Annotated in this window: 29 protein-coding genes; 14 read left to right on the top strand and 15 right to left on the bottom strand. The window is 69.2% G+C overall.

The annotated features are described in order from the left end of the window. Positions 1-18 precede the first annotated feature (18 nt). On the top strand, positions 19-717 hold the full coding sequence (locus K8P63_RS01260) for an SIMPL domain-containing protein (protein WP_223798082.1): 699 nt from the start codon (positions 19-21) through the stop codon (positions 715-717). Between the two features lie 77 nt (positions 718-794). Here the strand turns inward: K8P63_RS01260 and K8P63_RS01255 are convergent, their stop codons facing one another. The 3 genes from K8P63_RS01255 to K8P63_RS01245 form a co-directional block, all read right to left on the bottom strand. Continuing rightward, positions 795-1,046, bottom strand: coding sequence for a GlsB/YeaQ/YmgE family stress response membrane protein (locus K8P63_RS01255; protein WP_223798081.1), 252 nt, complete (start codon positions 1,044-1,046; stop codon positions 795-797). Between the two features lie 110 nt (positions 1,047-1,156). Continuing rightward, positions 1,157-1,456, bottom strand: coding sequence for a CtrA inhibitor SciP (gene sciP, locus K8P63_RS01250; RefSeq protein ID WP_223798080.1), 300 nt, complete (start codon positions 1,454-1,456; stop codon positions 1,157-1,159). Further along, positions 1,453-1,806 carry a hypothetical protein gene (locus K8P63_RS01245; RefSeq protein WP_223798079.1) on the bottom strand — a complete coding sequence of 118 codons (354 nt, stop codon included), beginning with the start codon at positions 1,804-1,806 and terminating at the stop codon, positions 1,453-1,455. Before K8P63_RS01245 ends, sciP begins: the two co-directional genes overlap by 4 nt. 120 nt (positions 1,807-1,926) lie before the next feature. Between K8P63_RS01245 and mnmA the strand changes: the two genes are divergently transcribed. Next, positions 1,927-3,033: a tRNA 2-thiouridine(34) synthase MnmA gene (gene mnmA, locus K8P63_RS01240; protein WP_223798078.1), complete on the top strand. Its 1,107-nt coding sequence runs from the start codon at positions 1,927-1,929 to the stop codon at positions 3,031-3,033. A 115-nt stretch (positions 3,034-3,148) separates the two neighbouring features. Here mnmA and K8P63_RS01235 read toward each other — a convergent pair whose 3' ends face one another. The 3 genes from K8P63_RS01235 to K8P63_RS01225 are packed head-to-tail and all read right to left on the bottom strand — an operon-like array spanning position 3,149 to position 5,109. Next, complete coding sequence (locus K8P63_RS01235; protein WP_223798077.1) at positions 3,149-3,943, bottom strand: PhzF family phenazine biosynthesis protein; 795 nt, start codon at positions 3,941-3,943, stop codon at positions 3,149-3,151. Continuing rightward, positions 3,940-4,521, bottom strand: coding sequence for a pyridoxamine 5'-phosphate oxidase (pdxH, locus tag K8P63_RS01230; protein ID WP_223798076.1), 582 nt, complete (start codon positions 4,519-4,521; stop codon positions 3,940-3,942). The genes K8P63_RS01235 and pdxH overlap by 4 nt, the downstream gene beginning before the upstream one ends. Positions 4,522-4,542: 21 nt before the next feature. Beyond that, positions 4,543-5,109, bottom strand: a complete 567-nt coding sequence (locus K8P63_RS01225) for an HNH endonuclease (protein ID WP_223798075.1) — start codon at positions 5,107-5,109, stop codon at positions 4,543-4,545. A 179-nt stretch (positions 5,110-5,288) separates the two neighbouring features. On the opposite strand from K8P63_RS01225, the gene gluQRS reads away from it, so the two are divergent. Genes gluQRS through K8P63_RS01210 form a run of 3 tightly spaced genes read left to right on the top strand, consistent with a single transcriptional unit; the run spans position 5,289 to position 6,963 of the window. Further along, positions 5,289-6,146 carry a tRNA glutamyl-Q(34) synthetase GluQRS gene (gluQRS, locus tag K8P63_RS01220; RefSeq protein WP_223798074.1) on the top strand — a complete coding sequence of 286 codons (858 nt, stop codon included), beginning with the start codon at positions 5,289-5,291 and terminating at the stop codon, positions 6,144-6,146. 9 nt (positions 6,147-6,155) lie between these two features. Continuing rightward, a complete protein-coding gene (locus K8P63_RS01215) occupies positions 6,156-6,389 on the top strand; it encodes an HIG1 domain-containing protein (RefSeq protein ID WP_223798073.1) in 234 nt (77 codons plus the stop codon). 4 nt (positions 6,390-6,393) lie between these two features. Next, positions 6,394-6,963, top strand: a complete 570-nt coding sequence (locus K8P63_RS01210) for a cob(I)yrinic acid a,c-diamide adenosyltransferase (protein ID WP_223798072.1) — start codon at positions 6,394-6,396, stop codon at positions 6,961-6,963. A 151-nt stretch (positions 6,964-7,114) separates the two neighbouring features. Here the strand turns inward: K8P63_RS01210 and K8P63_RS01205 are convergent, their stop codons facing one another. After that, a complete protein-coding gene (locus K8P63_RS01205; protein ID WP_223798071.1) occupies positions 7,115-8,035 on the bottom strand; it encodes a bifunctional helix-turn-helix transcriptional regulator/GNAT family N-acetyltransferase in 921 nt (306 codons plus the stop codon). A 133-nt stretch (positions 8,036-8,168) separates the two neighbouring features. On the opposite strand from K8P63_RS01205, the gene egtB reads away from it, so the two are divergent. The 3 genes from egtB to K8P63_RS01190 all read left to right on the top strand — a co-directional run bounded on the left by egtB (position 8,169) and on the right by K8P63_RS01190 (position 11,471). After that, the gene (gene egtB / locus K8P63_RS01200) at positions 8,169-9,485 is read left to right on the top strand and encodes an ergothioneine biosynthesis protein EgtB (RefSeq protein WP_223798070.1); all 1,317 of its coding nucleotides are present in this window, start codon (positions 8,169-8,171) and stop codon (positions 9,483-9,485) included. A 1-nt stretch (position 9,486) separates the two neighbouring features. After that, positions 9,487-10,467: an L-histidine N(alpha)-methyltransferase gene (gene egtD, locus K8P63_RS01195; RefSeq protein ID WP_223798069.1), complete on the top strand. Its 981-nt coding sequence runs from the start codon at positions 9,487-9,489 to the stop codon at positions 10,465-10,467. Positions 10,468-10,601: 134 nt separating this feature from the next. Next, the gene (locus tag K8P63_RS01190) at positions 10,602-11,471 is read left to right on the top strand and encodes a 3-hydroxybutyryl-CoA dehydrogenase (protein ID WP_223798068.1); all 870 of its coding nucleotides are present in this window, start codon (positions 10,602-10,604) and stop codon (positions 11,469-11,471) included. On the opposite strand, the gene K8P63_RS01185 is transcribed toward K8P63_RS01190, so the two are convergent. Continuing rightward, positions 11,438-12,280 carry a MerR family transcriptional regulator gene (locus tag K8P63_RS01185; protein WP_223798067.1) on the bottom strand — a complete coding sequence of 281 codons (843 nt, stop codon included), beginning with the start codon at positions 12,278-12,280 and terminating at the stop codon, positions 11,438-11,440. The genes K8P63_RS01190 and K8P63_RS01185 overlap by 34 nt on opposite strands. A gap of 86 nt (positions 12,281-12,366) precedes the next feature. Here K8P63_RS01185 and K8P63_RS01180 point away from each other — a divergent pair, with 86 nt between their 5' ends. Beyond that, positions 12,367-13,020, top strand: coding sequence for a queuosine precursor transporter (locus K8P63_RS01180; protein ID WP_223799918.1), 654 nt, complete (start codon positions 12,367-12,369; stop codon positions 13,018-13,020). On the opposite strand, the gene K8P63_RS01175 is transcribed toward K8P63_RS01180, so the two are convergent. Further along, entirely contained in the window at positions 13,017-13,481 is a 465-nt protein-coding gene (locus K8P63_RS01175) for a nuclear transport factor 2 family protein (protein ID WP_223798066.1), read from the bottom strand. The two genes, K8P63_RS01180 and K8P63_RS01175, sit on opposite strands and share 4 nt — an antisense overlap. A 134-nt stretch (positions 13,482-13,615) precedes the next feature. On the opposite strand from K8P63_RS01175, the gene argB reads away from it, so the two are divergent. Together argB and pdeM are read left to right on the top strand one after the other, a co-directional pair. Continuing rightward, positions 13,616-14,485 carry an acetylglutamate kinase gene (gene argB / locus K8P63_RS01170; RefSeq protein WP_223798065.1) on the top strand — a complete coding sequence of 290 codons (870 nt, stop codon included), beginning with the start codon at positions 13,616-13,618 and terminating at the stop codon, positions 14,483-14,485. A gap of 8 nt (positions 14,486-14,493) precedes the next feature. Continuing rightward, a complete protein-coding gene (gene pdeM, locus K8P63_RS01165) occupies positions 14,494-15,156 on the top strand; it encodes a ligase-associated DNA damage response endonuclease PdeM (RefSeq protein ID WP_223799917.1) in 663 nt (220 codons plus the stop codon). Between the two features lie 149 nt (positions 15,157-15,305). On the opposite strand, the gene msrA is transcribed toward pdeM, so the two are convergent. The 4 genes from msrA to K8P63_RS01145 all read right to left on the bottom strand — a co-directional run bounded on the left by msrA (position 15,306) and on the right by K8P63_RS01145 (position 18,274). Beyond that, entirely contained in the window at positions 15,306-16,004 is a 699-nt protein-coding gene (msrA, locus tag K8P63_RS01160; RefSeq protein WP_398288196.1) for a peptide-methionine (S)-S-oxide reductase MsrA, read from the bottom strand. Between the two features lie 199 nt (positions 16,005-16,203). Then, positions 16,204-17,406 carry a pyridoxal phosphate-dependent aminotransferase gene (locus K8P63_RS01155; RefSeq protein ID WP_223798064.1) on the bottom strand — a complete coding sequence of 401 codons (1,203 nt, stop codon included), beginning with the start codon at positions 17,404-17,406 and terminating at the stop codon, positions 16,204-16,206. A gap of 73 nt (positions 17,407-17,479) precedes the next feature. Beyond that, positions 17,480-17,725, bottom strand: a complete 246-nt coding sequence (locus K8P63_RS01150; RefSeq protein ID WP_223798063.1) for a hypothetical protein — start codon at positions 17,723-17,725, stop codon at positions 17,480-17,482. Positions 17,726-17,776: 51 nt separating this feature from the next. Beyond that, the gene (locus K8P63_RS01145) at positions 17,777-18,274 is read right to left on the bottom strand and encodes a DUF4142 domain-containing protein (RefSeq protein WP_223798062.1); all 498 of its coding nucleotides are present in this window, start codon (positions 18,272-18,274) and stop codon (positions 17,777-17,779) included. Positions 18,275-18,370: 96 nt separating this feature from the next. On the opposite strand from K8P63_RS01145, the gene K8P63_RS01140 reads away from it, so the two are divergent. Further along, positions 18,371-19,066: an MBL fold metallo-hydrolase gene (locus tag K8P63_RS01140; protein WP_223798061.1), complete on the top strand. Its 696-nt coding sequence runs from the start codon at positions 18,371-18,373 to the stop codon at positions 19,064-19,066. 47 nt (positions 19,067-19,113) lie between these two features. On the opposite strand, the gene gatA is transcribed toward K8P63_RS01140, so the two are convergent. Continuing rightward, complete coding sequence (gene gatA / locus K8P63_RS01135) at positions 19,114-20,595, bottom strand: Asp-tRNA(Asn)/Glu-tRNA(Gln) amidotransferase subunit GatA (protein WP_223798060.1); 1,482 nt, start codon at positions 20,593-20,595, stop codon at positions 19,114-19,116. A gap of 67 nt (positions 20,596-20,662) precedes the next feature. Beyond that, a complete protein-coding gene (gatC, locus tag K8P63_RS01130; protein WP_223798059.1) occupies positions 20,663-20,950 on the bottom strand; it encodes an Asp-tRNA(Asn)/Glu-tRNA(Gln) amidotransferase subunit GatC in 288 nt (95 codons plus the stop codon). A 453-nt stretch (positions 20,951-21,403) separates the two neighbouring features. On the opposite strand from gatC, the gene K8P63_RS01125 reads away from it, so the two are divergent. Both K8P63_RS01125 and ruvX read left to right on the top strand, forming a co-directional pair. After that, positions 21,404-22,528 carry a DUF3089 domain-containing protein gene (locus tag K8P63_RS01125; RefSeq protein ID WP_223798058.1) on the top strand — a complete coding sequence of 375 codons (1,125 nt, stop codon included), beginning with the start codon at positions 21,404-21,406 and terminating at the stop codon, positions 22,526-22,528. Beyond that, positions 22,525-22,986: a Holliday junction resolvase RuvX gene (ruvX, locus tag K8P63_RS01120; protein WP_223798057.1), complete on the top strand. Its 462-nt coding sequence runs from the start codon at positions 22,525-22,527 to the stop codon at positions 22,984-22,986. The genes K8P63_RS01125 and ruvX overlap by 4 nt, the downstream gene beginning before the upstream one ends. The last annotated feature ends 29 nt before the right edge of the window (positions 22,987-23,015 follow it).

Below are 23,015 nucleotides of genomic sequence, written 5' to 3'. Positions count from 1 at the left end.
ACGTTGGGGAGAGCGATGATGATGAAGCCGATCCTGTTTCTTGCCGTGTGTGCCGCCGCGCCGGCGCTCGCGGCCGACGAGATGCCGCAGCCGATCGCCGGCACGCGGCTCGACATTTCCGCCACCGCCGACGTGACGCGGCCGCCCGACATCGCGCGGATCGGTGCCGGCGTCGTCACCCAGGCGGACAGCGCAGTAGTTGCGTTGCGCGACAATGCCGCGCGCATGACCGCGACCGTCGCGGCGTTGCGCCGCGCGGGCGTTGCTGCGGCCGACATTCAGACGAGCGCGATCACGCTCACGCCGCGCTATCGCTATGCCGACAATCAGCCGCCGACACTGACCGGGTACGAGGCGAGCAATCGCGTATCGGTGCGGCTGCGCGGCGTCGAGCGCGTCGGGCCGACGATCGATGCGCTGGTCGCGGCGGGCGCGAACCAGCTCGACGGGCCGAACTTCGAGGTCGAGGATCCCAAGGCCGCGCTCGACGAGGCGCGGACCAAGGCCATCGCCGAGGCGCGCGCGCGCGCGACGCTCTATGCGCGGGCGACCGGGCTGTCCGTCAGGCGGATCGTCCGCATCGACGAACAATCGGCCGGCGGCGGCCAGCCGGTGCGGCCGATGATGCTGGCGATGCGCAAGGCCGACGCGACCCCGGTCGAGGCCGGCGAGCAGACGCTGAGCGTGACGGTGCAGGTGACGTTCGAGCTCGGTTGAGCCCGTCCACCGCCACAAACGACAAGGGCCGCGCCGGCAGTGCCGGCGCGGCCCTCAAGCCGTTACGATCGGTGGGTTCAGCGAACCGCGCCGCGACGGACCAGGTTGACGATGGCGAGCAGGATGATCGCGCCCACCAGCGACGAAATGAAAGTGTAGAGCGTCAGGCCGGCATTGATCGAGCCGCCGAACAGCAAGCCACCGATGAATGCACCCACGATGCCGACGACGACGTTCAGGACAATGCCCTGCTGCGCATCGGTGCGCATGACCATGCTGGCCAGCCAGCCGACCACGCCACCCACGATAAGCCAAAGAATGATACCCATCTCGCCTCCTCTGTTCGCTGCGAAAGAGCGTCGACATGCGCCGCAGCGATCGGAGGTTGATACGCGCCGGCAACGTTTCCGTTCCGGCGCGCTGGCAACAATAGGGATTGTCAATACTTTTGTTGGCGCTCGTAGAGCGACTTGTAATGCTGGATGCGGGTCACCCGCAGGCCGGGCATGCCCGACCGCTCGACCGCGCGCTTCCACCCGGCGAACTCCTCCAGCGTGAGGCCATAACGTTCGCACACTTCCTCGAACGTCAGCAGCCCGCCGTTTACAGCGGCGACCACCTCGGCCTTGCGACGTACGACCCAGCGGGTGGTGCCCGGCTTGGGAAGGCTATCCAGCGTCAGCGGCTCACCGAGGGGGCCAACCACTTGCGCTGGTCTTATCTTTTGGTTCTCAATCATTTAACCCTCGCGCTCGCCCCCACGGGCATCGATCCCCTTCGATCTTCGTCTAGCCCCGAGCCGTTGAAGGAAGCCTCAAACGCCAAGGTAAAGGGCACGGTCATCTTTACAGGCGCAATCGTTTCGGAAAGCGCAATCGGGTGAAAGCAGCCGCACAGCGCCGTGCGATCGTCGGCGCGATCCTCGCCGAACAGGCGGACGAGCGCCTCGGCACGGTCGAGCAGGGGGCGCGTCCGCAGGCTGGCCAGCGCCGTCGGCGTGGCGGCCTGCGCAGCGGCCAGCCCGGCCCTCAGCATGTCGAAATCCGGATGGGTGGGGACGGCGCCCCCCACGTCAAAACGCATCTTCACTATGGTAAGCCCCGCAACCCTATTGCCCTTCTCCCTTTGACGGGTGCCGGGGCTGCGTCTTTAGGGCTGGCGGCACGCAGGGAGCTTTCGCCGAAGGCGATCACGCACTAGATCGCGCGCATGCTCGATCGGTTTCAGCTGGACGGCCGGCCCGGCCCCCGCCGCATCGTCGTCGCCATGTCGGGCGGGGTCGACAGCTCGGTCGTGGCCGCGCTGGCGGCGCAGAGCGGGGCGGAGACGATCGGCGTCACGCTCCAACTCTACGATCATGGCGCCGCGGTCGGCCGCGCGGGCAGCTGCTGCGCCGGCAAGGATATCGCCGATGCGCGCGCCGTGGCCGATCGGCTCGGCATCGCGCATTATGTGTTCGATCACGAGACGCGCTTCCGCGCCTCGGTGATCGATCGCTTCGCCGACGATTATGTCGCGGGCCGCACGCCCATTCCCTGCGTGCGCTGCAACCAGGGCGTGAAGTTCACCGATCTGCTCGGCCTTGCGCGCGAGCTGGGCGCCGACTGCCTCGCCACCGGCCATTATGTGCGGCGGATCGTGGGCGCGGCCGGCGCCGAGCTGCACCGCGCGCACGATCCCGCGCGCGACCAGAGTTACTTCCTGTTCGCCACCACCCGCCACCAGCTCGATTATCTGCGCTTTCCGCTGGGCGACCTGCCCAAGGCCGAGGTGCGCGCGCTGGCGGCAGCGCACGGCCTGGCCGTCGCCGCCAAGCCCGACAGCCAGGATATCTGCTTCGTCCCCGACGGCGACTATGCCGGCCTGGTGCGCAAGTTGCGGCCCGAGGCGGCGGCACCGGGCGAGATCGTCGATCTCGGTGGCCGCGTGCTCGGCACGCATAGCGGCGTCGCCGGCTTCACCGTCGGCCAGCGGCGCGGGCTGGAGATTGGCGGCACGGCCGAGCCGCTCTACGTCGTCCGCATCGAGCCTGCGTCGCGCCGGCTGGTGGTCGGCCCACGCCGCGCGCTCGCCGTCCGTGCGGCGCGCCTGTCCGAGATCAACTGGCTAGGTGAGGCGTATGACGGCTCGCTGACGGTGAAGGTCCGCTCGCTGGCCAAGCCGGTCCCCGCGCGGTTCGACGGAGCAAGCGTCAGCTTCGATACGCCCGAATATGGCGTGGCACCGGGCCAGGCGGCGGTGCTCTATGCCGGCGATCGCGTGCTGGGCGGCGGATGGATCGAAGAGACCGTCGCGGCCGAGCTGGAGCTGACTTGAATATTCTTCCTCCGTTCGCCCTGAGGAGAGGCTGAGCGAAGTCGAAGCCTCGTCTCGAAGGGTGCTTCGAGACGGCATTTCGACAAGCTCAATGCCTCCTCAGCACGAACGGGAGTTAAAGCCGGAACCGCCCCTCGATCACCGTCACGCAACTGCCCCCGAGCGTCACCCGCTCGCCGTCGAGCGTCACGTCGAGGAATCCGCCGCGCCGCGACGCCTGATAGGCCTTGAACCGCGTCCGCCCGAGCCGCTCCGCCCAATAAGGCGCGATCACCGCATGCGCCGAGCCGGTCACCGGATCCTCGTCGATCCCGCCGCCGGGGGCGAAGGCGCGGCTCACCACCTCGGCCGTCTCACCGGGTGCGGTGACGACCGTCAGCCAGTCGCCGGGCGCCGCCAGCGCGCGCATGTCGGGCACGCAGGCGCGCACCGCCGCCTCGTCCGCCAGCACGACCACGCCGTAACGCCGCTCGTGCCACAACGTCTCGACCACCGTCGCCGGATCGACCACGAGCGCGGCGACGATCGCGTCGAGCGGCTTGGGCGCGGGCCGCCACACCGGCAGCGACAGAGCGTAACGCGCGCCGTCGCGCGCCACCGACAGCAAGCCGGCCTTGCGCGTGCGGAAGCGGATGATCTCCTGCCCCTCGCCCAACAGTGCATGCCCCGAGGCGAGCGTCGCATGGCCGCACATCTCGACCTCGCAGGTCGGCGTGAACCAGCGCAGCTCGTAATCGGCATCGCCCTCGGCCGGCACGGTGAAGGCGGTCTCGGCGAGGTTGTTCTCGGCCGCGATCGCCTGCAGCACATCGTCGGGCAGCCACGCGTCGAGCGGCATCACCGCCGCCGGATTGCCGGTGAAGGCTGCGTCGGCGAAGGCGTCGACCTGAAGGAAGGGTAGGCTGGTCATGGGTAGAGCAGCCCCTCATCCCAGCCGCCGTCGGGCCGGCGCGTGAACAGGCGGCGCTCGTGCAGGCGGTGCGCGCGATCCTGCCAGAATTCGATCCGCGCGGCCGCCACGCGAAAGCCGCTCCAGTGCGGCGGGCGCGGCACGTCGCCGCCGGCGAAGCGCGCTTCCATATCGGCGAAGCGCGCCTCGAACGTCGCGCGCGCATCCAGCGGCTGCGACTGCAGCGACGCCCACGCACCGAGCTGCGAATCGCGCCCGCGCGTCGCGAAATAGGCGTCGGCCTCGTCGTCGGCGACCGGGCCCACCGCCCCCTCGATCCGCACCTGCCGCCGCAAGGATTTCCAGTGGAACAGCAAGGCCGCGCGCGGCTGCGCGCGCAGGTCGCCCGCCTTGCGGCTCTCGAAATTGGTGTAGAAGACGAAGCCGCGCGCGTCGTGCCCCTTCAACAGCACCATCCGCGCCGAGGGCTGGCCATCGGCGCCGACGGTGGCGACGGTCATCGCGTTGGAGTCGTTCGGTTCGCTCGCGCGGGCCTCGGCCAGCCACGCGTCGAACAGCGCATCGGGATCGGTCGCCATGGTCCTCCGCCGGGCGGAGGATCAGGCCTCCAGCTCGATGTCCCAGTAAAGCCAGTCGCGCCAACTGTCGTGCAGATAGTTGGGCGGGAAGCTGCGCCCATTCTCCTGCAGCTGCCAGCTGGTCGGGCGATACGGCCCCTCGTGCAGCGCCATGCCGGCCTGCCGCGGGGTGCGGCCGCCCTTGCGCAGGTTGCATGGCGCGCAGGCGGTCGAGACATTCTCCCACGTCGTCCGCCCACCCTGCGCGCGCGGGATCACGTGATCGAAGGTGAGATCGGTGAGGCAGCCGCAATATTGGCAGGCGAAGCGATCGCGCAGGAACAGGTTGAACCGCGTGAACGCCGGGTGGGCCGAGGGTCGCACATATTGGCGCAGCGCAATTACCGACGGCAGCTTGATCGCCTGGCTGGGGCTGCGCACCTCGCGCTCGTAATGCGAGACGATGTCGACCCGCTCGAGGAACACCGCCTTGACCGCGGTCTGCCACGGCCAGATCGACAGCGGGTAATAGGAAAGCGGTGTATAATCGGCGTTGAGCACCAGTGTAGGGCAGCTTTCCGGGTGTCGGATGAGATCGGGATGATACATGAAACGACCATGGCCTCCGCAATGGCGGAGCCCACGTCTGGCATCGATCCTGCGCGGCCCGTCGCACTCGGGACACAGGCCAACCCGGCCGCGTCTCCGTCGCCACTGCCCCTGCCAGAGGGCGATGACGGGCGCATGACACCATTGCTGCGACTCGCGGTCAAGTGGCGATTTTCGGCGTGGCAATAGTCTCGCGTTTCGCGCCGAGCCCGACCGGCCGGCTGCATCTCGGCCACGCTTATTCGGCCGTACGCGCACACGATCTGGCGCGCGCCGCGGGCGGGCGCTTCCTGCTGCGGATCGAGGATATCGACGCGACGCGCAGCCGCGAAAGCTTCGTCGCCGGGATCGAGGAGGACCTGCGCTGGCTCGGCCTCGCCTGGGACGGGCCGGTGGTCCGCCAGTCGGCGCGGCTGCCGCTTTATGCCGCCGCGCTCGAGCGGCTGAAGACGATGGGGCTGGTCTATCCCTGCTTCTGCACCCGCGCCGAGATCGCGGCGAGCGCGACCGCGCCGCACGGCAGCGATGGCCCCGCTTATCCCGGCACCTGCCGCGCGCTTTCGCCGGACGAGCACGCCGCGCGCGCCGACGCGCCCCATGCCTGGCGACTCGATCTGTCGGCGGCACTCGCACGTGTCGATCGTCCGCTGACGTGGCGCGATACCGCCGCCGGCACGGTGATGGCCGATCCGGCGGCGCAGGGCGACGTCGTGCTCGCGCGCAAGGATGCGCCGACCTCCTATCACTTCGCCGTCACGATCGACGACGCCGCGCAGGGCGTGACCGACGTGGTGCGCGGGGCCGACCTGTTCGAGGCGACCCACGTCCACCGCCTGCTGCAGGCGCTGCTCGGCCTGCCGACCCCTATCTACCACCACCATCCGCTGCTGACCGGCACGGACGGGCGGCGGCTGGCCAAGCGCGACGGCGCGCCCGCACTGGCCGAGCTGCGCGCGGGCGGCGCCGATCCGGTCGCGCTGGTGGCGGCGCTGCGGGCGGGCACGTTGCCCATTGGCGCGGGCATCGCCGCGGCCTAGACTGATGCGATGCAGACGTTCCTCTTCGTCCTGATCGTGCTCGCGGCGATCGGCGCCCTCGTCTCGGTCGTGCGCGGCGTCATCATCATGCTGCGTACCTCGCACGAAGACCTCACCGGCACCGGCGTCAGCCAGTCGGGCCTGCGCCAGAACCGGATGATGTGGCGACGCATCCAGTTCCAGGCGATCGCGATCGTGTTCGTCGTCCTGTTCCTGCTCGTCGCGCGCGGCCACGCCGGCTGATCCGATGGTGTTGCTGAGCAAGATCTACACCCGTACCGGCGATGCGGGCACGACCGGGCTGGTCGGCGGCGCGCGCGTCGCCAAGAGCGATCGCCGCATCGCCGCGATCGGCGACGTCGACGAGGCGAATTGCGCGATCGGCGTCGCGCTCTGCCATCTCGGCGACGGCCCCGAGCGCGAGATGGTCGTGCGCATCCAGAACGAGATGTTCGATCTGGGCGCCGATCTCGCCACGCCGGGCGAGGATTTCGCGCCGTCGGACATGACGCTGCGGATCGTGCCGGGCCAGGTCGAACGGCTGGAGCAGGAGATCGACCATATGAACGAGGGGCTCGCACCGTTGCGCTCGTTCATCCTTCCCGGCGGGCTGATCGGCGCGGCCGAGTTGCATCGCGCCCGCGCGACGGTGCGGCGGGCCGAGCGCACCGCGGTCGCGGCGGCAGCGGCGATGCCGCTCAACCCTCAGGCGCTCGCTTACCTCAACCGCCTGTCGGACCATCTGTTCGTCCTCGCGCGGCTGCTCAACACCGCCGCGGCGGGCGACGTGCTGTGGCAGCCAGGGGCGACGCGCTAGCGACCGAACGGGTTCGGCCCCACCGTTCGTGGTGAGGAGAGACTGAGCCAAGGCGAAGGCTCGTCTCGAACCACCTGGCGCGGAACCCTTCGAGACGGCACTTCGACGTCGCTCAGCGCCTCCTCAGGGCGAACGGGGCGCGCGGGTTTTTCTAACCCGCATCCGCCAGCGCCAGCCGCCACGTCTCGCCATGGACCGGCGCGTCGAAGGCGTGGTGGATCGCCGTGGCGATGCAATCGAAGCCGTGGCGCGCATACAGCCGGCGCGCATCCGCCAGCACGGTATGCGTCCACAGCACGATCTCGCGCTGGCCGATCGCGGAGGCGAAGTCGATGCACTGGCGCACCAGCGCGTCGCCGATGCCGCGGCGCCGCGCGAATGGCTCGACGTGGAGCAGCCGCAGCCGCGCAATGCCCTCGCCCTCGTCGGTCACCAGCACCGCACCGGCCATCACCCCGTCAATCTCCGCCACCCAGCATTGCTCGCGGCCGGGTTTGAAATCGCGCAGGAAGGCGGCGACCGTCTCCGCCTCGATCAGTTCGAGCGCGCGGCCCCAATTGTGGCTGGCGGCATAAAGCACCGATTGGCGCGCGATGATGTGGCCGACATCGCCGATCCGGAAGGTGCGCAGCGTGAACGGCCCGCCCGATGCGGGATCGAGCAGCAGTCGCGCCCGCGCGAGCGCCGCGACCAGATCGTCGCGCTCGACGCCGCCCAGTCGATCGAGGTCCGCCGCCACCGCCGCCCGCTGGCGCGCGTCGATCGTCTCGAACAGCGCGCGACCATCGGCGGAGAGGCGGATCGGCCGGACGCGCGCATCGCCCGCCACCCGATCGCGCACGATCCAGCCGCGCCGTTCGAACCGTGCGATCGTCCGGCTGAGATAGCCGCGATCGAGCCCGAGCGCGTTCTGCAGCACCCGCGCCAGCACCGGCGCGCGCGTCGCGATCTCGAACAGCAGCCGCGCCTCGGGGAGGTTGAGATCGCTGCCGAGGAAATGCGCGTCGATCGCGCCGACATGGCGCGTGAAGAAGCGGTTGAAGCGGCGGATGGCGTCGATTGAATCGTCCATCGCCGTCATTCATCACAGAAGGTTGATTTAGTCAACAATCTCGAAATCATGCGTCCCGGCCTTGCCCGTCGGGCACGCAACCTTATCTTTGTTCGCAGGTTGTTCACGGCCGGGGATGGTCGAGGGGGTAATCATGGCTGCACGCGCCGAGCTGCTTGCATGCGAAGCGGACCTTGCCGGTCTGTTCAATTATACCCGCCAGCTTTCGGCGGCGCTGGCGGCGCCGCTGTCCGATGCGGATGCGACGATCCAGCCGCACCCCGATGCCTCGCCCGCCAAATGGCATCTCGCCCACACGACATGGTTTTTCGAAACGTTCGTGCTGCGCGATCACGTGCCGGGCTATCGCGCATTCAACAAGCGCTTCGCTTTCCTGTTCAACAGTTATTACGAGGCCGAGGGCGCACGCCACGCGCGCGACCGGCGCGGCATGCTCAGCCGGCCGTCGCTCGGCGAGATACTCGCGTGGCGCGCGGCGGTGGACGAGGCCGTCGTCACTGCGCTGCCCAATCTCCCGCCCGCCGCGCACGCGCTGGTGCGACTGGGGATCAATCACGAGCAGCAGCATCAGGAATTGCTGCTGACCGATATCCTCGCCAGCTTCGCGGCCAACCCACTCGACCCGGCCGTATGGGCCGAGCCACGCCCCCGCCCCGCACCCGTGCCCGGCCCGATCCGCTGGCTGCCGGGGCGCGAGGGCATCGCCGCGATCGGCCATGACGGCGCCGGCTTCGCCTTCGATTGCGAGGGGCCGCGCCACGCGGTGCTGCTCCATCCGCACGCACTGGCCGATCGGCTGGTGACCAACGCCGAATATTGCGGCTTCATCGCCGATGGCGGCTATCGTCGGCCCGAATTGTGGCTGGCCGACGGCTGGGCGTGGGTGAAGCGCGAGGCGATCGCGGCCCCGCTCTACTGGCGTCGTGAAGGCGTGCGCGCGCAATCCTCAACTTCCTCAACTTCGGCCGACGAAAAGCCCGAAAACTGGCTGGCCTTCGCGCTCGACGGCCTCCACCCGGTCCATCCCGCCGCCCCTGTCACCCACGTCTCGCATTACGAGGCGGATGCCTATGCGCGCTGGGCCGGCGCACGCCTGCCGACCGAGCCCGAATGGGAAGTGGCGGCGCAGGCGCTCGATCCGCTGGCAGGCAACCAGCTCGACACCGCCGGGCCGGTGCGCCCGCGCGCGGCGATCCGCAGCGACTCGGCGCATCAGATGTTCGGTGACGTCTGGGAATGGACGAGCAGCGCCTTCCTGCCCTTCCCCGGCTTCCGCCCGGTCGAAGGTGCGGTCGGCGAATATAACGGCAAGTTCATGAGCGGGCAGGCCGTGCTGAAGGGCGCCTCCTGCGCCACCCCGCGCGGCCACAGCCGCGCGAGCTATCGCAACTTCTTCTACCCGCACCAGCGCTGGCAGTTCACCGGCGTGCGGCTGGCCAAGGATCTCTGACATGCTGCGCGACGACGATCTCGCGGTGGCCGCGGGCCGCAACGCCGATCCCGCCTTCCTCGCCGACGTGCTGACGGGGCTCGCCGGGCCGCGCAAGGCGATCCCGGCGCGCTGGTTCTACGATCATGCCGGCTCGCAATTGTTCGAGGAGATCACCCGCCTCCCCGAATATTATCCCACCCGCACCGAGACGCGGCTGCTGGAGACGCATTGCGCCGAGGTCGGCGCGGTCGCGGGTGCAGGCCGCGCGGTGGTCGAGTTCGGCTCGGGCTCGTCGACCAAGACGCCGCGCCTGCTGTCGAGCATCGCGCCGTCGGCCTATGTGCCGATCGACATTTCGGGCGAGTTCCTGCGCGAATCCGCCGCCGGCCTGGCGCAAGCTTTTCCCGGCCTGCCGGTCTTGCCGGTCGAGGCCAATTTCATGAGCCCGGTGGCGCTGCCGCCCGAAGTGGCCGGCCTGCCCAAGCTCGGCTTCTTTCCCGGATCGACCATCGGCAACCTCGTGCCGCGCACGGGGGTCGACCTGCTGCGCGGCATGGTCGCGACGATGGGCGAAAGCGCGATGCTGCTGATCGGCATGGACCGGGTGAAGGATGTTGACGTGCTGGAGCGCGCCTATGACGATGCCGCGGGCGTGACCGCGCGCTTCAACCTCAACCTGCTCCACCGCATCAACCGCGAACTCGGCGCCGATGTGCCGGCCGATGCCTTCCGCCATCGCGCGGTGTGGAACGACACCTGGTCGCGGATCGAGATGCATCTCGAGGCGACGCACGACCTGTCCTTCGTCATCGCCGGGCGCCGTTTCGCAATGCATGCGGGCGAGACGATCCACACCGAGAACAGCCACAAATATTCGGATCGCTCGGCGCGGCAATTGCTCGCCGCCGGTGGATGGACGCCGCTGCGCGAGTGGATCGACCCCGACGGCCTGTTCTCGCTGATCCTCGCCGAGGCCGTGCCCGAGCCGATCGCGCCGTGATGGACAAATCTCCCCCGTTCGTGGTGAGGAGAGGCTGAGCGAAGCCGAAGCCTCGTCTCGAACCACCTGACCCACCCTTCGAGACGGCATTTCGCCAAGCTCAATGCTTCCTCAGGGCGAACGGAGAAGAACGGATGGACACGATCGGCGTCATCGGCGCGGGGCAGATGGGTGCAGGCATCGCCCAGGTCGCGGCGCAGGCGGGCTATCGCGTGCTGCTGTCCGACGTCAGCCGCGACGTCGCCGACAAGGGCAAGACCGGCGTCGCCAAGCGCCTCGCCCGCGCGGTCGAGAAGGAGCAGATCGCCGCCGCCGATCGCGACGCCGCGCTCGACCGGATCGAGGCCGTCGACAGCCTCGCCGCCATGGCCGAGGCCGCGCTCGTGATCGAGGCCGCGACCGAGCGCGAGGCGGTGAAGCGCGCGATCTTCGCCGAGGTGGCGAAGGCGCTTGGCCCCGACGCGATCCTCGCGACCAACACCTCGTCCATCCCGATCACGCGGCTGGCGCAGGCCACGCCCGATCCGGCGCGTTTCATGGGCGTCCATTTCTTCAACCCGGTGCCGGTGATGAAGCCGATCGAGCTCATCCGCGGGCTCGCCACGTCCGACGCGACGGTCGCGCGGGTCGAGGCGTTCGCACGCTCGCTCGGCAAGACGGTGGTCCATGCCAACGACGCGCCGGGCTTCGTCGTCAATCGCGTGCTGCTGCCGATGCTGAACGAGGCGATCTTCGCGCTGGGCGAGGGCGTCGCCAACGTGCGCGACATCGATGCGGGCGTCAGCCTCGGCCTCAACCATCCGATGGGGCCGCTGACGCTCGCCGACTTCATCGGGCTCGACACCTGCCTCGAAATCCTGCGCGTGATGCAGGAGGGCACCGGCGACCCCAAGTTCCGCCCCGCCCCCCTGCTCGTCAAATATGTCGAGGCGGGCTGGCTGGGGCGGAAGACCGGCCGCGGCTTCTATGATTATGCGGGCGCGGAGCCGGTGCCGACGCGCTGAGGCTCAGCTCCCGCCGTCAGATGCGCCGGCAGCGGCCCGACATCCTTGCCCGCCGCGCGCATGCGGGTGGCGGCGTCGTTGATGAAGCGCCACACTTCGGACGAAAAGCCCGGATCGGCCTGCCCCTCCCATTCGGGCATGCGTTCGTACAGCCCGGCCGACTTCTGCCACATGTCGGGCGTGGCGACGCGCGAGAACGGCTCGAGCAAGGCGAACCATTCGCGCACGAAGCCCTCGGCCTCTGGCGCGCCGGGATCGAGCGGCAGCGCGGCGGTGATACGGCCGCCCAGTTCCTGCCAGCGACGGGCATAATCGGCGGGATCGAACTCGGCCGACGGCGGCATGCGCGCCGCCCATTCGGCTTTCTCCTCGGGGGTGAAATAGCGGTCGGCGACCGCCTTCCAATTGCTTTCGGTCATCGTCTGGTCTCCGGTTCGGATCAGCGAGCAGAGGGTCGCGACATCGAGCGGCTCGCCTCGGCCGATGCGGGACTGAACGGACTGGAGCAGGCGGCGCGCCTCGGCGATCTCGGCGGCCTTATCGTCGAGCGCCGCCAGCTGCGCCGCGATCAGCCCGGCAAGGTCGACCGGCCGCCGATCGAGCAGCCGGCCGATATCGGCGAGGCTGAACCCCGCCGCCTTGAGCGTGACGATGCGGTGCAGCCGCGCCAGCTCGCCCGCGCCGTAGAGCCGCCGCCCCGATGCGGTGCGCAGCGGCCGCACGAGCCCGCGCGCCTCGTAGAAGCGGAGCGCGCGGGCGCTGAGGCCGGTCGTGCGCACCACCTGCGAAATGTCGATCGGCTGTTCCATCGCCCGAGTCGTAGCGGATGACGCAGCGTCAGCTTCAAGCGGTTTTTCGCGTGGACAGCGGCACGCCAGCCGTTACCGTCGGCGCGATGCAGTCGCCCGCTCCCGGCTATTCCAAGTCGCTGTTCGCTTTCTCGATCTTCTACGGCGGCATGGTCTGCATCGCCGGCGTGCTCGGCAACAAGCAGGTGGCCCTCGGCCCGCTCGCGGTCGAGGCCGGCATCTTCGCCTTCCTGCTGCTCGTCGTGACATCGAGCGCTGTGGCGGAATTGCACGGGCGCGCCGCCGCCAACCAGCTCGTGCGGATCGGGTTCGTGCCGCTGATCGTCTCGCTGCTGCTGTCGCTGATCGTGCTCGCTTTGCCCGCGTCGCCGAGCATGGATCCGGCGCGGATCGGCGCCTTCACCTTGATGATCGGCTCCACGCCGCGCATCTGGCTGGGCGGCATCATCGCCTACGGCATCTCGCAGACGCTGAACGTGATGATCTTCAGCCGGCTGAAGGGGAGCGAGGGCGCGCGCCTGCTGTGGCTGCGCGCCGCCGTCGCCAGCATGGTCTCGCAGGTGATCGACACGTTGCTGTTCGTCACGATCGCGTTCCTCGGCATCTTCCCGATCGGCGAGTTGCTCGTCGGGCAGATGCTGGCGAAGGTCACGCTGTCGGCGGTGCTGGTGCCCCCGCTCATCTATCTGTTCGTGGCGCTCGGCCGGCGGCTGGACGCTGCGCCGCGCGCGGCATCCTAGAGGCCGAGCTCGCCGAGCGACGGATGATCGTCCGGCCGGCGCCCGAGCGGCCAGTGGAACAGGCGCTCGGCGGACGCGATCGGGCGGTCGTTGATCGACGCGATCCGCCGCGCCATCAGGCCGGCATCGTCGAACTCCCAATTCTCGTTGCCGTAGGAGCGGAACCAGCTGCCGCTGTCGTCGCGCCATTCGTAGGCGAAGCGCACGGCGATGCGCCGCCCGTCATGCGCCCACAGCTCCTTGATCAGGCGATAGTCCAACTCGCGCGCCCATTTGCGGGTGAGGAAGGCGACGATCGCCTCGCGCCCGGTCAAGAATTCGGCGCGGTTCCGCCAGACGCTGTCGGGCGTATAGGCCTGCGCCACCGCCGCGGGATCGCGGCTGTTCCACGCATCCTCGGCCATGCGCGCTTTCTGCGCCGCGGTTTCGGCGGTGAATGGCGGCAGCGGCGGTCGCGACATGATCGGTATCCAGCACAAAAGGGGCAGGCCCGTCGGTACACCGCCCGGTCGCGCGACGACAGGCCGCGCATCATCGCGTCGTCGCGCCAGCAAGCCGGTTTCCCTTCGCAACAAACCGCTTTATCGGCGCGGGCATGACCGATTACCGCCCCGATCCCGCGCTGCTCGCCAAGGCCGAGACGCTGTCCGAGGCGCTGCCCTATCTGCAGCGCTACGCCAACAGCACCTTCGTCGTGAAATATGGCGGGCATGCGATGGGCGATCCCGACGCGGCCGAGGATTTCGCCGAGGATGTCGTGTTGCTGAAGGCGGTCGGCATCAATCCGATCGTCGTCCATGGCGGCGGCCCGCAGATCGGCGCCGCGCTCAAGGCGCAGGGGATCGAGAGCCGCTTCGTCAACGGGCTGCGCGTCACCGACGCGGCGACGATGAAGGTCGCCGAGATGGTCCTGTCCGGCTCGATCAACAAGGAGATCGTGTCGTGGATCGCCGCCGAGGGCGGGCGCGCGGTCGGCATATCAGGCAAGGACGGGCGGCTCGTCACCGTGTCGAAGGTGCTGGGCGAGCATGATCTCGGCTTCGTCGGCGAGCCCGACGACGTCGACACCCGCCTGCTCGACACGATCAGCCGCGCCGGCATGATCCCGGTGGTCGCGCCGATCGGCGTCGGACCGGACGGCCAGACCTACAATATCAACGCCGACACGATGGCGGGCGCGCTCGCCATCGCCACGGGGGCGGAGCGGCTGTTCCTGCTGACCGACGTGCCCGGCGTGCTCGACCAGGACAAGCGCCTCGTCACCGACCTGACGCCCGCCGGCATCGCCAAGCTGCAGGGCGAAGGCACGATCTATGGGGGCATGATCCCCAAGCTGCAGACCTGCATCGACGCGGTCGAGGGCGGGGTCGACGCGGCCGTCATCCTCGACGGGCGCGTGCCGCACGCAATGCTGGTCGAGATCTTCACCAAGCAGGGCGCGGGCACGCTGGTGCGCCGCGATTGAGCGTGCGGCTGGCCCCCTTCACCTTCGGCGGGGTCGAACTGGCGGCGGTCGGATCGGGCGCGCTCTATTGGCCGGCACGGTCGGCGCTGCTGGTGGCCGATCTGCATCTGGAAAAAGCGAGCTGGTATGCGCGCGGTGGCCAGATGCTGCCGCCTTATGATTCGATCGCGACGCTCGACGAGCTCGATGCGCTGCGCGTCGCGACCGGCGCGCGCGAGATCTGGTGCCTCGGCGACAGCTTCCACGACCGGCATGGCTGCGAGCGGCTGCCGGCCGACGCCCGCGCGCGGCTGATCGGCCTGACGCACAGCACGCGCTGGACGTGGATCACCGGCAACCATGATGCCGGGCTGGTCGACCATTGCGGCGGCGACGTGGTCGAGGAAGCGGAGGTCGATGGCCTCGTCCTGCGCCACGAGGCGGACCCGCGCGACGTCCGCCCCGAGCTTTCGGGCCACTTCCACCCCAAATTGCGGCTGACGGTGCGCGGCCGCAACGTCGCGCGGCGCTGCTTCGTCGCAAGCGGGACGAAGCTGATCCTGCCGGCGCTGGGCGCCCTGACCGGCGGGATGGATGCGGGCGACCCGGCGATCGTGCGCATCGTCGGCCGTGCGGCGCAGGCGCTGGTGCCGGTCGACGACCGGATGCTGCGCTTCCCGCTGGCGGCCTAGAGCCGATCGACACCCAGCAACAGAGCTGGCGCGCGCGGAAATTCTAATGTGCTCCTGCGCAAGCAGGAGCCCAGGTGGAGGGCCCTGCACGTGAAAGCCCTGGGCTCCTGCTTGCGCAGGAGCACGACAGGGTTAAATGTCGCTCGATTCTACCCCTTCACCAGCACCGGCTGCTCGCGCCAGAGCTGCGGATACATCGCCTTCAGCGCCTTCACCTTCGGCATGTCGTTATAGGCGATATACGGCGCGTCGGGGTGCCGCGTCAGGTAATCCTGATGATAGGCCGGCGCGGGATAGAAAGCCTTGAGCGGCTCGAGCCGGGTCACGATCGGCGCGGGCCACAATTTCGCCTGCGACAATTGGGCGAGATAGGCACGTGCGACCTTGGCCTGCGCCGGGCTCGTCGGGAACAAAGCCGAGCGATATTGCGTGCCCTCGTCCGGGCCCTGGCGGTTGAGCTCGGTCGGATCGGTGATGACCGAGAAATAGACGCGCAGCAACTCGGCATAGGAGACGACGCGCGGATCGAAGGTAACGCGGACCGATTCGGCATGGCCGGTATCGCCGTCCGACACGCGATCATAGGTCGCGGTGCCCGCCACGCCGCCGGTGAAGCCCGACACCGCGCTCGTTACGCCCTTCACGTGCTGGAACACGCCCTGCACGCCCCAGTAACAGCCACCGGCGAAGATCGCGGTTTCCGAATTGGTCGTGGCGGGCGCGGTGACGAGCGGCGCGGGCGCATGCACCACCGCCTCCGCCGACAGCGCCGACGCGCCGCCGATCAGCGCGTAGCCGAGGCCGAGCGCTGCTGCGCCGGCGAGAAGATGCGAGGTGACGCGCGCCATATGATCCGCTCCAAGTCTTTGAAGCGGATATAGGATGCCTCGCCTGAACCGCGAGTGGCTGCCGATCGTGTGCCTCGGTATCCGTTCGTCCTGAGGAGGCATTGAGCAACGTCGAAATGCCGTCTCGAAGGGCCTGTGGTTCGAGACGAGGCTTCAACAGGCTCAGCCTCTCCTCACCCCGAACGGTGTTGTTTGCTCCTCAGCGCAGCGCGGCGCAGGCCGCCTGGATGCGGGTGCAGGCCTCGGTCAGCGCCGCATCCGAGGTCGCATAGCTGACGCGGAACGCCGGCGAGAGGCCAAAGGCGTTGCCCGCCACCGCCGCCACGCGCGCCTCGTCGAGGAAATAGTCGATCAGCTCGTCGTCGCTGGCGATCGTCTTGCCGGCGGGTGTCGCCTTGCCGATCAGCCCGCTCACGTCGGGATAGACGTAGAAGGCGCCGTCGGGCGTCGGGCAATGGATGCCCTCGACGTCGTTCAGCATCCGCACGACGAGATCACGGCGCGTCAGGAACGCGGCGTTGCGCTCGGCGAGGAAATCCTGCGGGCCGTTGAGCGCCGCCACCGCTGCCGCCTGCGCGATCGAGCAGGGGTTGGAGGTCGATTGCGACTGCAGCTTCGCCATCGCCTTGATGAGCGGCACCGGGCCGCCGGCGAAGCCGATGCGCCAGCCGGTCATCGCATAGGCCTTGGAGCAGCCGTTGACCGTCAGCGTCCGCTCGTAGAGCGCGGGCACCACCTGCGCGATCGTCGCGAAGCGGAAGTCGCCGTAGGTGATGTGCTCGTACATGTCGTCGGCCATCACCCAGACGTGCGGATGGCGCAGCAGCACCTCGCCCAGCGCCTTCAGCTCGTCGGCCGAATAAGCCGCGCCGGTCGGGTTGGAGGGTGAATTCAGGATCAGCCACTTGGTGCGCGACGTGATCGCGGCATCGAGCTGCGCGGGCGTGAGCTTGTAGCCCTGGTCGGCCCCGGCGGCGATGAACACTGGGGTGCCGCCGCAATATTGAACGATATCGGGATACGACACCCAGTAAGGCGCGGGCACGATCACCTCGTCGCCCGCCTCGACCGTGGCGACCAGCGCATTGAACAAGGTGTGCTTGCCGCCCACGTTCACGCTGATCTGGCCGGGCGTGTAGTCGAGCCCGTTGTCGCGCTTGAACTTGGCGACGATCGCGGCCTTCAGCTCGGCGGTGCCGTCGACATTGGTATATTTGGTCTTGCCGGCGCGGATCGCCGCAATCGCGGCATCCTTGACGAAATCGGGCGTATCGAAATCGGGCTCGCCCGCGGCGAGGCCGATCACGTCGATCCCCTGCGCCTTCAGCTCCAGCGTGCGGCTCGTCATCGCCAGCGTGGGCGAGGGGCTGATGCGACCGAGCGCGGCCGAGATGAGGCTCATGGGGCGATCTTCCGATTAGTCAGGTGCAGGAACGCGGCGCGCTATACGCCGGTCGTTCCGCCGGCGGCAACCGCTACGACGCCGGACGCGCCTCGATCGCGATCGCGCCGCCGGGGCTGGCCGCCAGCCGGATGATCGACATGCCCGGCAGCCGGAAGGTCGCGGCGTGCAGCTCGTTGCGCGCACCGTGCCGATCGAAGCCGAAGCCGCGCGACGCCGCCTCCCGACTCAGATCGTCGATCCGCTCCTGCAGATCGACGATCCCGATCATCGGATCGAAGTGCATCGTCACGACAATGTCCGAGGTTTGCCCGCTCATCGCGCCTTCCTAGGCGCATCGGCGCACCGGCTCCAGCATGCCCGCCACGATTCACATCACCGGCATCGCCTGCAGCAGGGTGATATGCTGCTGCACCACCGGCACGATCCGCGCAGCGGCGGCCTTGACCGCGGGCACGCCGCCGCCGAGCGCATAATCCTGTTGCAGCTTCAGCGCCTCGTCATGCACGTCGCGCTGCTGCTCAATATAGACCGCGTCGCGATGTTCGCCCTTCGCATCCTTCAGGTCGGCGAGCATGCGCAACTGCTTGGCCGACAAGGATGGCGGCAGCGGATGGAAGCCCGATTGCGCCGCGGCCTGCATCACCAGCTGCGTGCTCTGCGCATGATCGGCGAGCATCATCTGCGCGAACGTGCCGACCTCCTTGTTCTTCGTGCCGTCGAGCACGACCTCGGCCGACTCGCGCTCGAACAGGTCGCTCGCGCCGGCCTTGGCGAGATATTCGGCCGTGGACATCGGCGCCGCCAGCGCCGGCATCGCCGCCATTGCCACCACCGCCGCAAAGGCGACCCGCTTCAATCCCGACATCGATCATCCTTTCACATCTGCCGCGACAACGCCGCCGCTTGGCTTTGGTTCGGGATCGCGCTTGCGGGCGGCGCGGCTGCGCGCCATCTCCGCCGCATGACTGCTGAACCTCCGCTCCGCGCCGCCATCATCCCGGTCACACCGTTCCAGCAGAATTGTACATTGATCTGGTGCACGCGCACCATGCGCGGCGCGGTGGTGGATGCCGGCGGTGAGCTGCCACGGATCAAGGCCGCTGCCGCGCAGGCGGGCGTCGCGATCGAGAAATTGCTGGTGACGCACGGCCATGCCGATCATTGCGGCGGCGTCGCCGAATTCGCGGCCGAGCTCGGCGTGCCGGTCGAAGGGCCGCAGCGCGAAGACCTGTTCTGGATCGCCAAATTGCACGAGAATGCGCCGCGCTTCGGCATCGACGCGCGCCCGTTCGAGCCGACCCGCTGGCTGGAGGATGGCGACCAGGTGACGGTGGGCGCGCTGGTGCTCGACGTCTATCACTGCCCCGGTCACACGCCCGGCCATGTCGTGTTCCACCACGCACCGTCGAAGCTGGCGCTGGTCGGCGACGTATTGTTCCAGGGATCGATCGGCCGCACCGATTTCCCGCGCGGCAACCATGCCGAGCTGATCGCGGCGATCACGCAGAAGCTGTGGCCGCTGGGCGACGACACCGCCTTCATTTGCGGTCACGGCCCGATGTCGCGCTTCGGGCATGAGCGGGCGAACAACCCGTTCGTCGGCGACACGGTGCTGGCGCGCGGCGGCGGCGATGCCAACCGGCACGGGCCGGGGTGAGCCAGCGTCCGTTCGTGCCGAGCGAACGGATTCAGCTCAGGCTGGCGTTACCACCACTTCTCCGCCCGCGCGGTGAAGCCCGCGCGCTCCTCGATCGCGAGCGCGGCGTTGAGCACGCCCTGCTCGTCGAGCGGCCGGCCGATGATCTGCAGGCCGAGCGGCAGCCCGCCCGCATCGACCCCGCCCGGCACCGACATGGCCGGCAGCCCGGCGAGGCTCGACGGCACCGTGAACACGTCGTTGAGGTACATCGCCAGCGGATCGGCGCTCTTCTCGCCCAGCGCGAACGCGGCCGACGGCGCGGTCGGCGTCAGCAGCACGTCGCACGTCTCGAAGGCGCGCTCAAAATCGCGCGCGATCAGCGCCCGCACCTTCTGCGCCTTGGTGTAATAAGCGTCGTAGAAGCCCGCCGACAGCACGTAGGTGCCGATCAGGATGCGGCGCTTCACCTCGGCGCCGAAGCCGTCGGCGCGCGTGGCGGCGTACATGTCCTGCAGGTTCGCGCCCTCGGGCAGGTCGCGCAGGCCGTAGCGCACGCCATCGTAGCGGGCGAGGTTGGACGACGCCTCCGCCGGCGCGATGATGTAATAGGTCGGCAGCGCATATCTGGTGTGCGGCAGACTGACCTCGACGATCTCCGCGCCCGCGTCGCGCGCGAAGGCGATGCCGCGCTCCCACAGGGCATCGATCTCGGCGGGCATGCCGTCGACGCGATATTCCTTCGGCACGCCGACGCGCAGGCCGCGCAGATCGGACGAGAGATTATTTTCCCACGCCGGCACGTCAAGCTTGAGCGAGGTCGCGTCCTTGGGATCGAAGCCGCTCATCGCCTCGAGCATGATCGCGCAGTCGCGCACGTCGCGCGCCATCGCGCCCGGCTGATCGAGGCTGGAGGCGAAGGCGACCACGCCCCAGCGCGAGCAGCGGCCATAGGTCGGCTTGATGCCCGAAATGCCGGTGAAGGCGGCGGGCTGGCGGATCGAGCCGCCGGTGTCGGTGCCGGTCGCGCCCGGCGCGATCCGCGCCGCGACCGCCGCCGAGCTGCCGCCCGACGAGCCGCCGGGCGTGAGCGCGGCATTGCCGCCGGTCTTCGAGCGCCACGGGCTCAACACGTCGCCGAACGCGCTCGTCTCGTTCGACGAGCCCATCGCGAACTGGTCGAGGTTGAGCTTGCCGAGCATGCCCGCGCCCGAGAGGAACAGCCGCTCGGTGACGGTCGATTCATAGGGCGGCACGAAGCCTTCGAGCATGTGGCTGGCGGCGGTGGTCTGCACGCCGGCGGTGCAGAACAGATCCTTGATGCCGAGCGGCACGCCCGACAACGGCCGCACCGATCCGTCGGCGCGCTCCTGATCGGCCGCATCGGCGGCGGCGAGCGCATGCTCGGGCGTCTCGACGATGAAGGCGTTGAGCGGCTTGGCCGCGGCGACGGCGGCGTTGAACGCCTCGGCCACTTCGCGCGCCGAAAAATCACCCTCGCGGAAGCCGTCGCGAATGGCGGCGACGCCGAGATCGGTGAGACCGCTCATCGTGCCTGCTCCTGACCGTGCGAGATCCCCGCCTGCGCGGGGATGATCGAATGATGCCGATCCGCCATCATTCGATCACCTTCGGCACGGCGTAGAAGCCATGTTCCGCCTGCGGGGCGTTCGCCAACACGTCGTCGCGGATGCCGCCATCGGTCACGACGTCGTCGCGCAGGCGCAGCTGGTTCGGGATGACGGCGGCGAGCGGTTCGATGCCGTCGGTATCGACCTCCCCCAATTGCTCGACCCAGCCGAGGATGTTGTTGAGCTCCCCCGTCATCGCGTCGACCTCGGCTTCGGTGACGGCGATACGGGCCAGGCTGGCGATCTTGCGCACGGCGGCGGCGTCTACGGACATGAAGCGCGGCTAGCATCGTGCCCGTGCCGCATCAAGCATGGCGGTTCGTGCCGCATCGGTCGCGACTGCGGCCCGCTCGCCTCCGAAACGGATACGATCGCCCCGTGCGGGCGGCCGACAGCGCGCTACGTTCGGTGGACGTAAGGGGGGACTTCGATGAATCCTGCAGCTCGCGGGCTATGCTGGCCTGCAGCGCCGCGACGCAGCGCCCTCGATCGGCGTTTCGATCGCGGAATGCGCATTCTGTCGCGATGCTGGCGGCGGCTCAGGGGGCTCTGGGCCGGAACGCCGGGCGCGTGCCATCTGTGCACGACCGCACTGCCCGAAGCAGCGACGATCTGCGACGAATGCCGGCTCGGCATGATGGGCGCGCCCTGACGCATCGAACGCGGGCATCATCACGAGGCATGGCGGGGGCGGACGTGGCGGCTTATGGCGGGCGTCCCTGTCCGGATGCCATCGCCTATCATGCCCGCCCGCCGCTTCCTCTACCTGATCGCGATCGTCATCGGCCTGCTGCTGGCGGTCGGGCTCGGCTGGGCGCTGTTCCAGGATCGGTTGATGCGGCTGGCGTTCGTACCGTCCGCCCCGTTCGCGCCGCTGCCCGCCACGACCTCGCCCGATTATGCGCGGTCCGCCGCATGGCTGTCGCGTCCCGATCTGCCCGACGATCCCAGCCGCTGGACACCCCCCGGCACGGCGGCGGCACCGAGCCGACGTGCCGCGATCTTCTATCTGCCGCCCACCACCTATCTCGGTCGCGACCGCTGGAACGCCCCGATCGACGATGCGTCGGCGAACGCCCGCCTCGTCCTGTTCGCGCGCAGCCAGGCGAGCGTCTTCAACGGTGCCGGCGCGATCTGGGCGCCGCGCTATCGCCAGGCGACGCTCGGCGCCTTCCTCGTGCCGGGCGATCCGCGCGCGAACCAGGCGCTCGACTTCGCTTATGCCGACGTGGCGCGCGCCTTCGATGCGTTCCTCGCCGCCGCGCCGACGGATGCGCCGATCGTGCTGGCGGGGCACAGCCAAGGTGCGCTTCACCTGCTGCGGCTGTTGCGCGAAAAGGTGGCGGGCCGGCCGATCGCGGCGCGCATCGCCGCCATCTATGCGATCGGCTGGCCGATCTCGACCGCTGCCGATCTGCCCGCGCTCGGCTTTCCCGCATGCGACCGTCCCGACCAGCGCGGCTGCATCGTCGCCTATCAGAGCTTCGCCGAGCCGGCCGATCCGCGCCTGATCGCGCCTTACTTCCTGCACGGCACCGGCTTCACCGGCCGGCCGCGCGCGGGCACCGCGATGCTGTGCGTCAACCCGCTGACCGGCGCGGCCGGCGGCGCCGCACCCGCATCGGCCAATCGCGGCGCATTGGTGCCCGATGCCGATTATCGCGCCGCGACGCTCAAGCCCGGCCTCGTCCCCGCGCGCTGCTCGCCGCAGGGGCTGCTGCTGATCGGGCCGCCGCCGGATGGCTATGGCGCCTACGTCCTGCCCGGCAACAATTACCACGTGTTCGATTACGCCTTGTTCTGGGCGAACCTGCGCGCCGACGTGGCGACGCGGCTGGGCGCGGCGCGATGATCGGCGCCGATGCCGCCGCCTTTGCCATGGCACTGCCCGAACGCGGGCGGCTGGCGGGGCTCGACGTCGGCACCAAGACGATCGGGATCGCCTTCTGCGACGCCGGCTGGACGATCGCGAGCCCGGCCGAGACGATCCGCCGCGCCAAGTTCAGCGTCGATCGCGCGATCCTGCGCGACCTGCTCGCGCGCCAATCGGTGCGCGGCATGGTGATCGGGCTGCCGCTCAGCCTCGACGGCAGCGACAGCCCGCGCACCCAATCGGTGCGCGCCTTCGCCCGCAACGTCGCCGATCTCGGCCTGCCGATCCTACTGTGGGACGAGCGCTGGTCGACCGCCGCCGTCACCCGCACATTGATCGCCGCCGACGCCAGCCGCGCCCGCCGCGCCGAGCTGGTCGACAAGCTGGCGGCGGCCTACATCTTGCAGGGTGCGATCGATGGTCTGGCCTCGGCTTGAGCTTGGCGGTCGTCACGGCTAGGAAACGG

The sequence above is a fragment of the Sphingomonas nostoxanthinifaciens genome (genome assembly GCF_019930585.1).
Taxonomy (GTDB): domain Bacteria; phylum Pseudomonadota; class Alphaproteobacteria; order Sphingomonadales; family Sphingomonadaceae; genus Sphingomonas_I; species Sphingomonas_I nostoxanthinifaciens.
The sequence above is the reverse complement of the archived record's forward strand: the minus strand, read 5'-3'. Positions and strand labels throughout refer to the sequence as shown.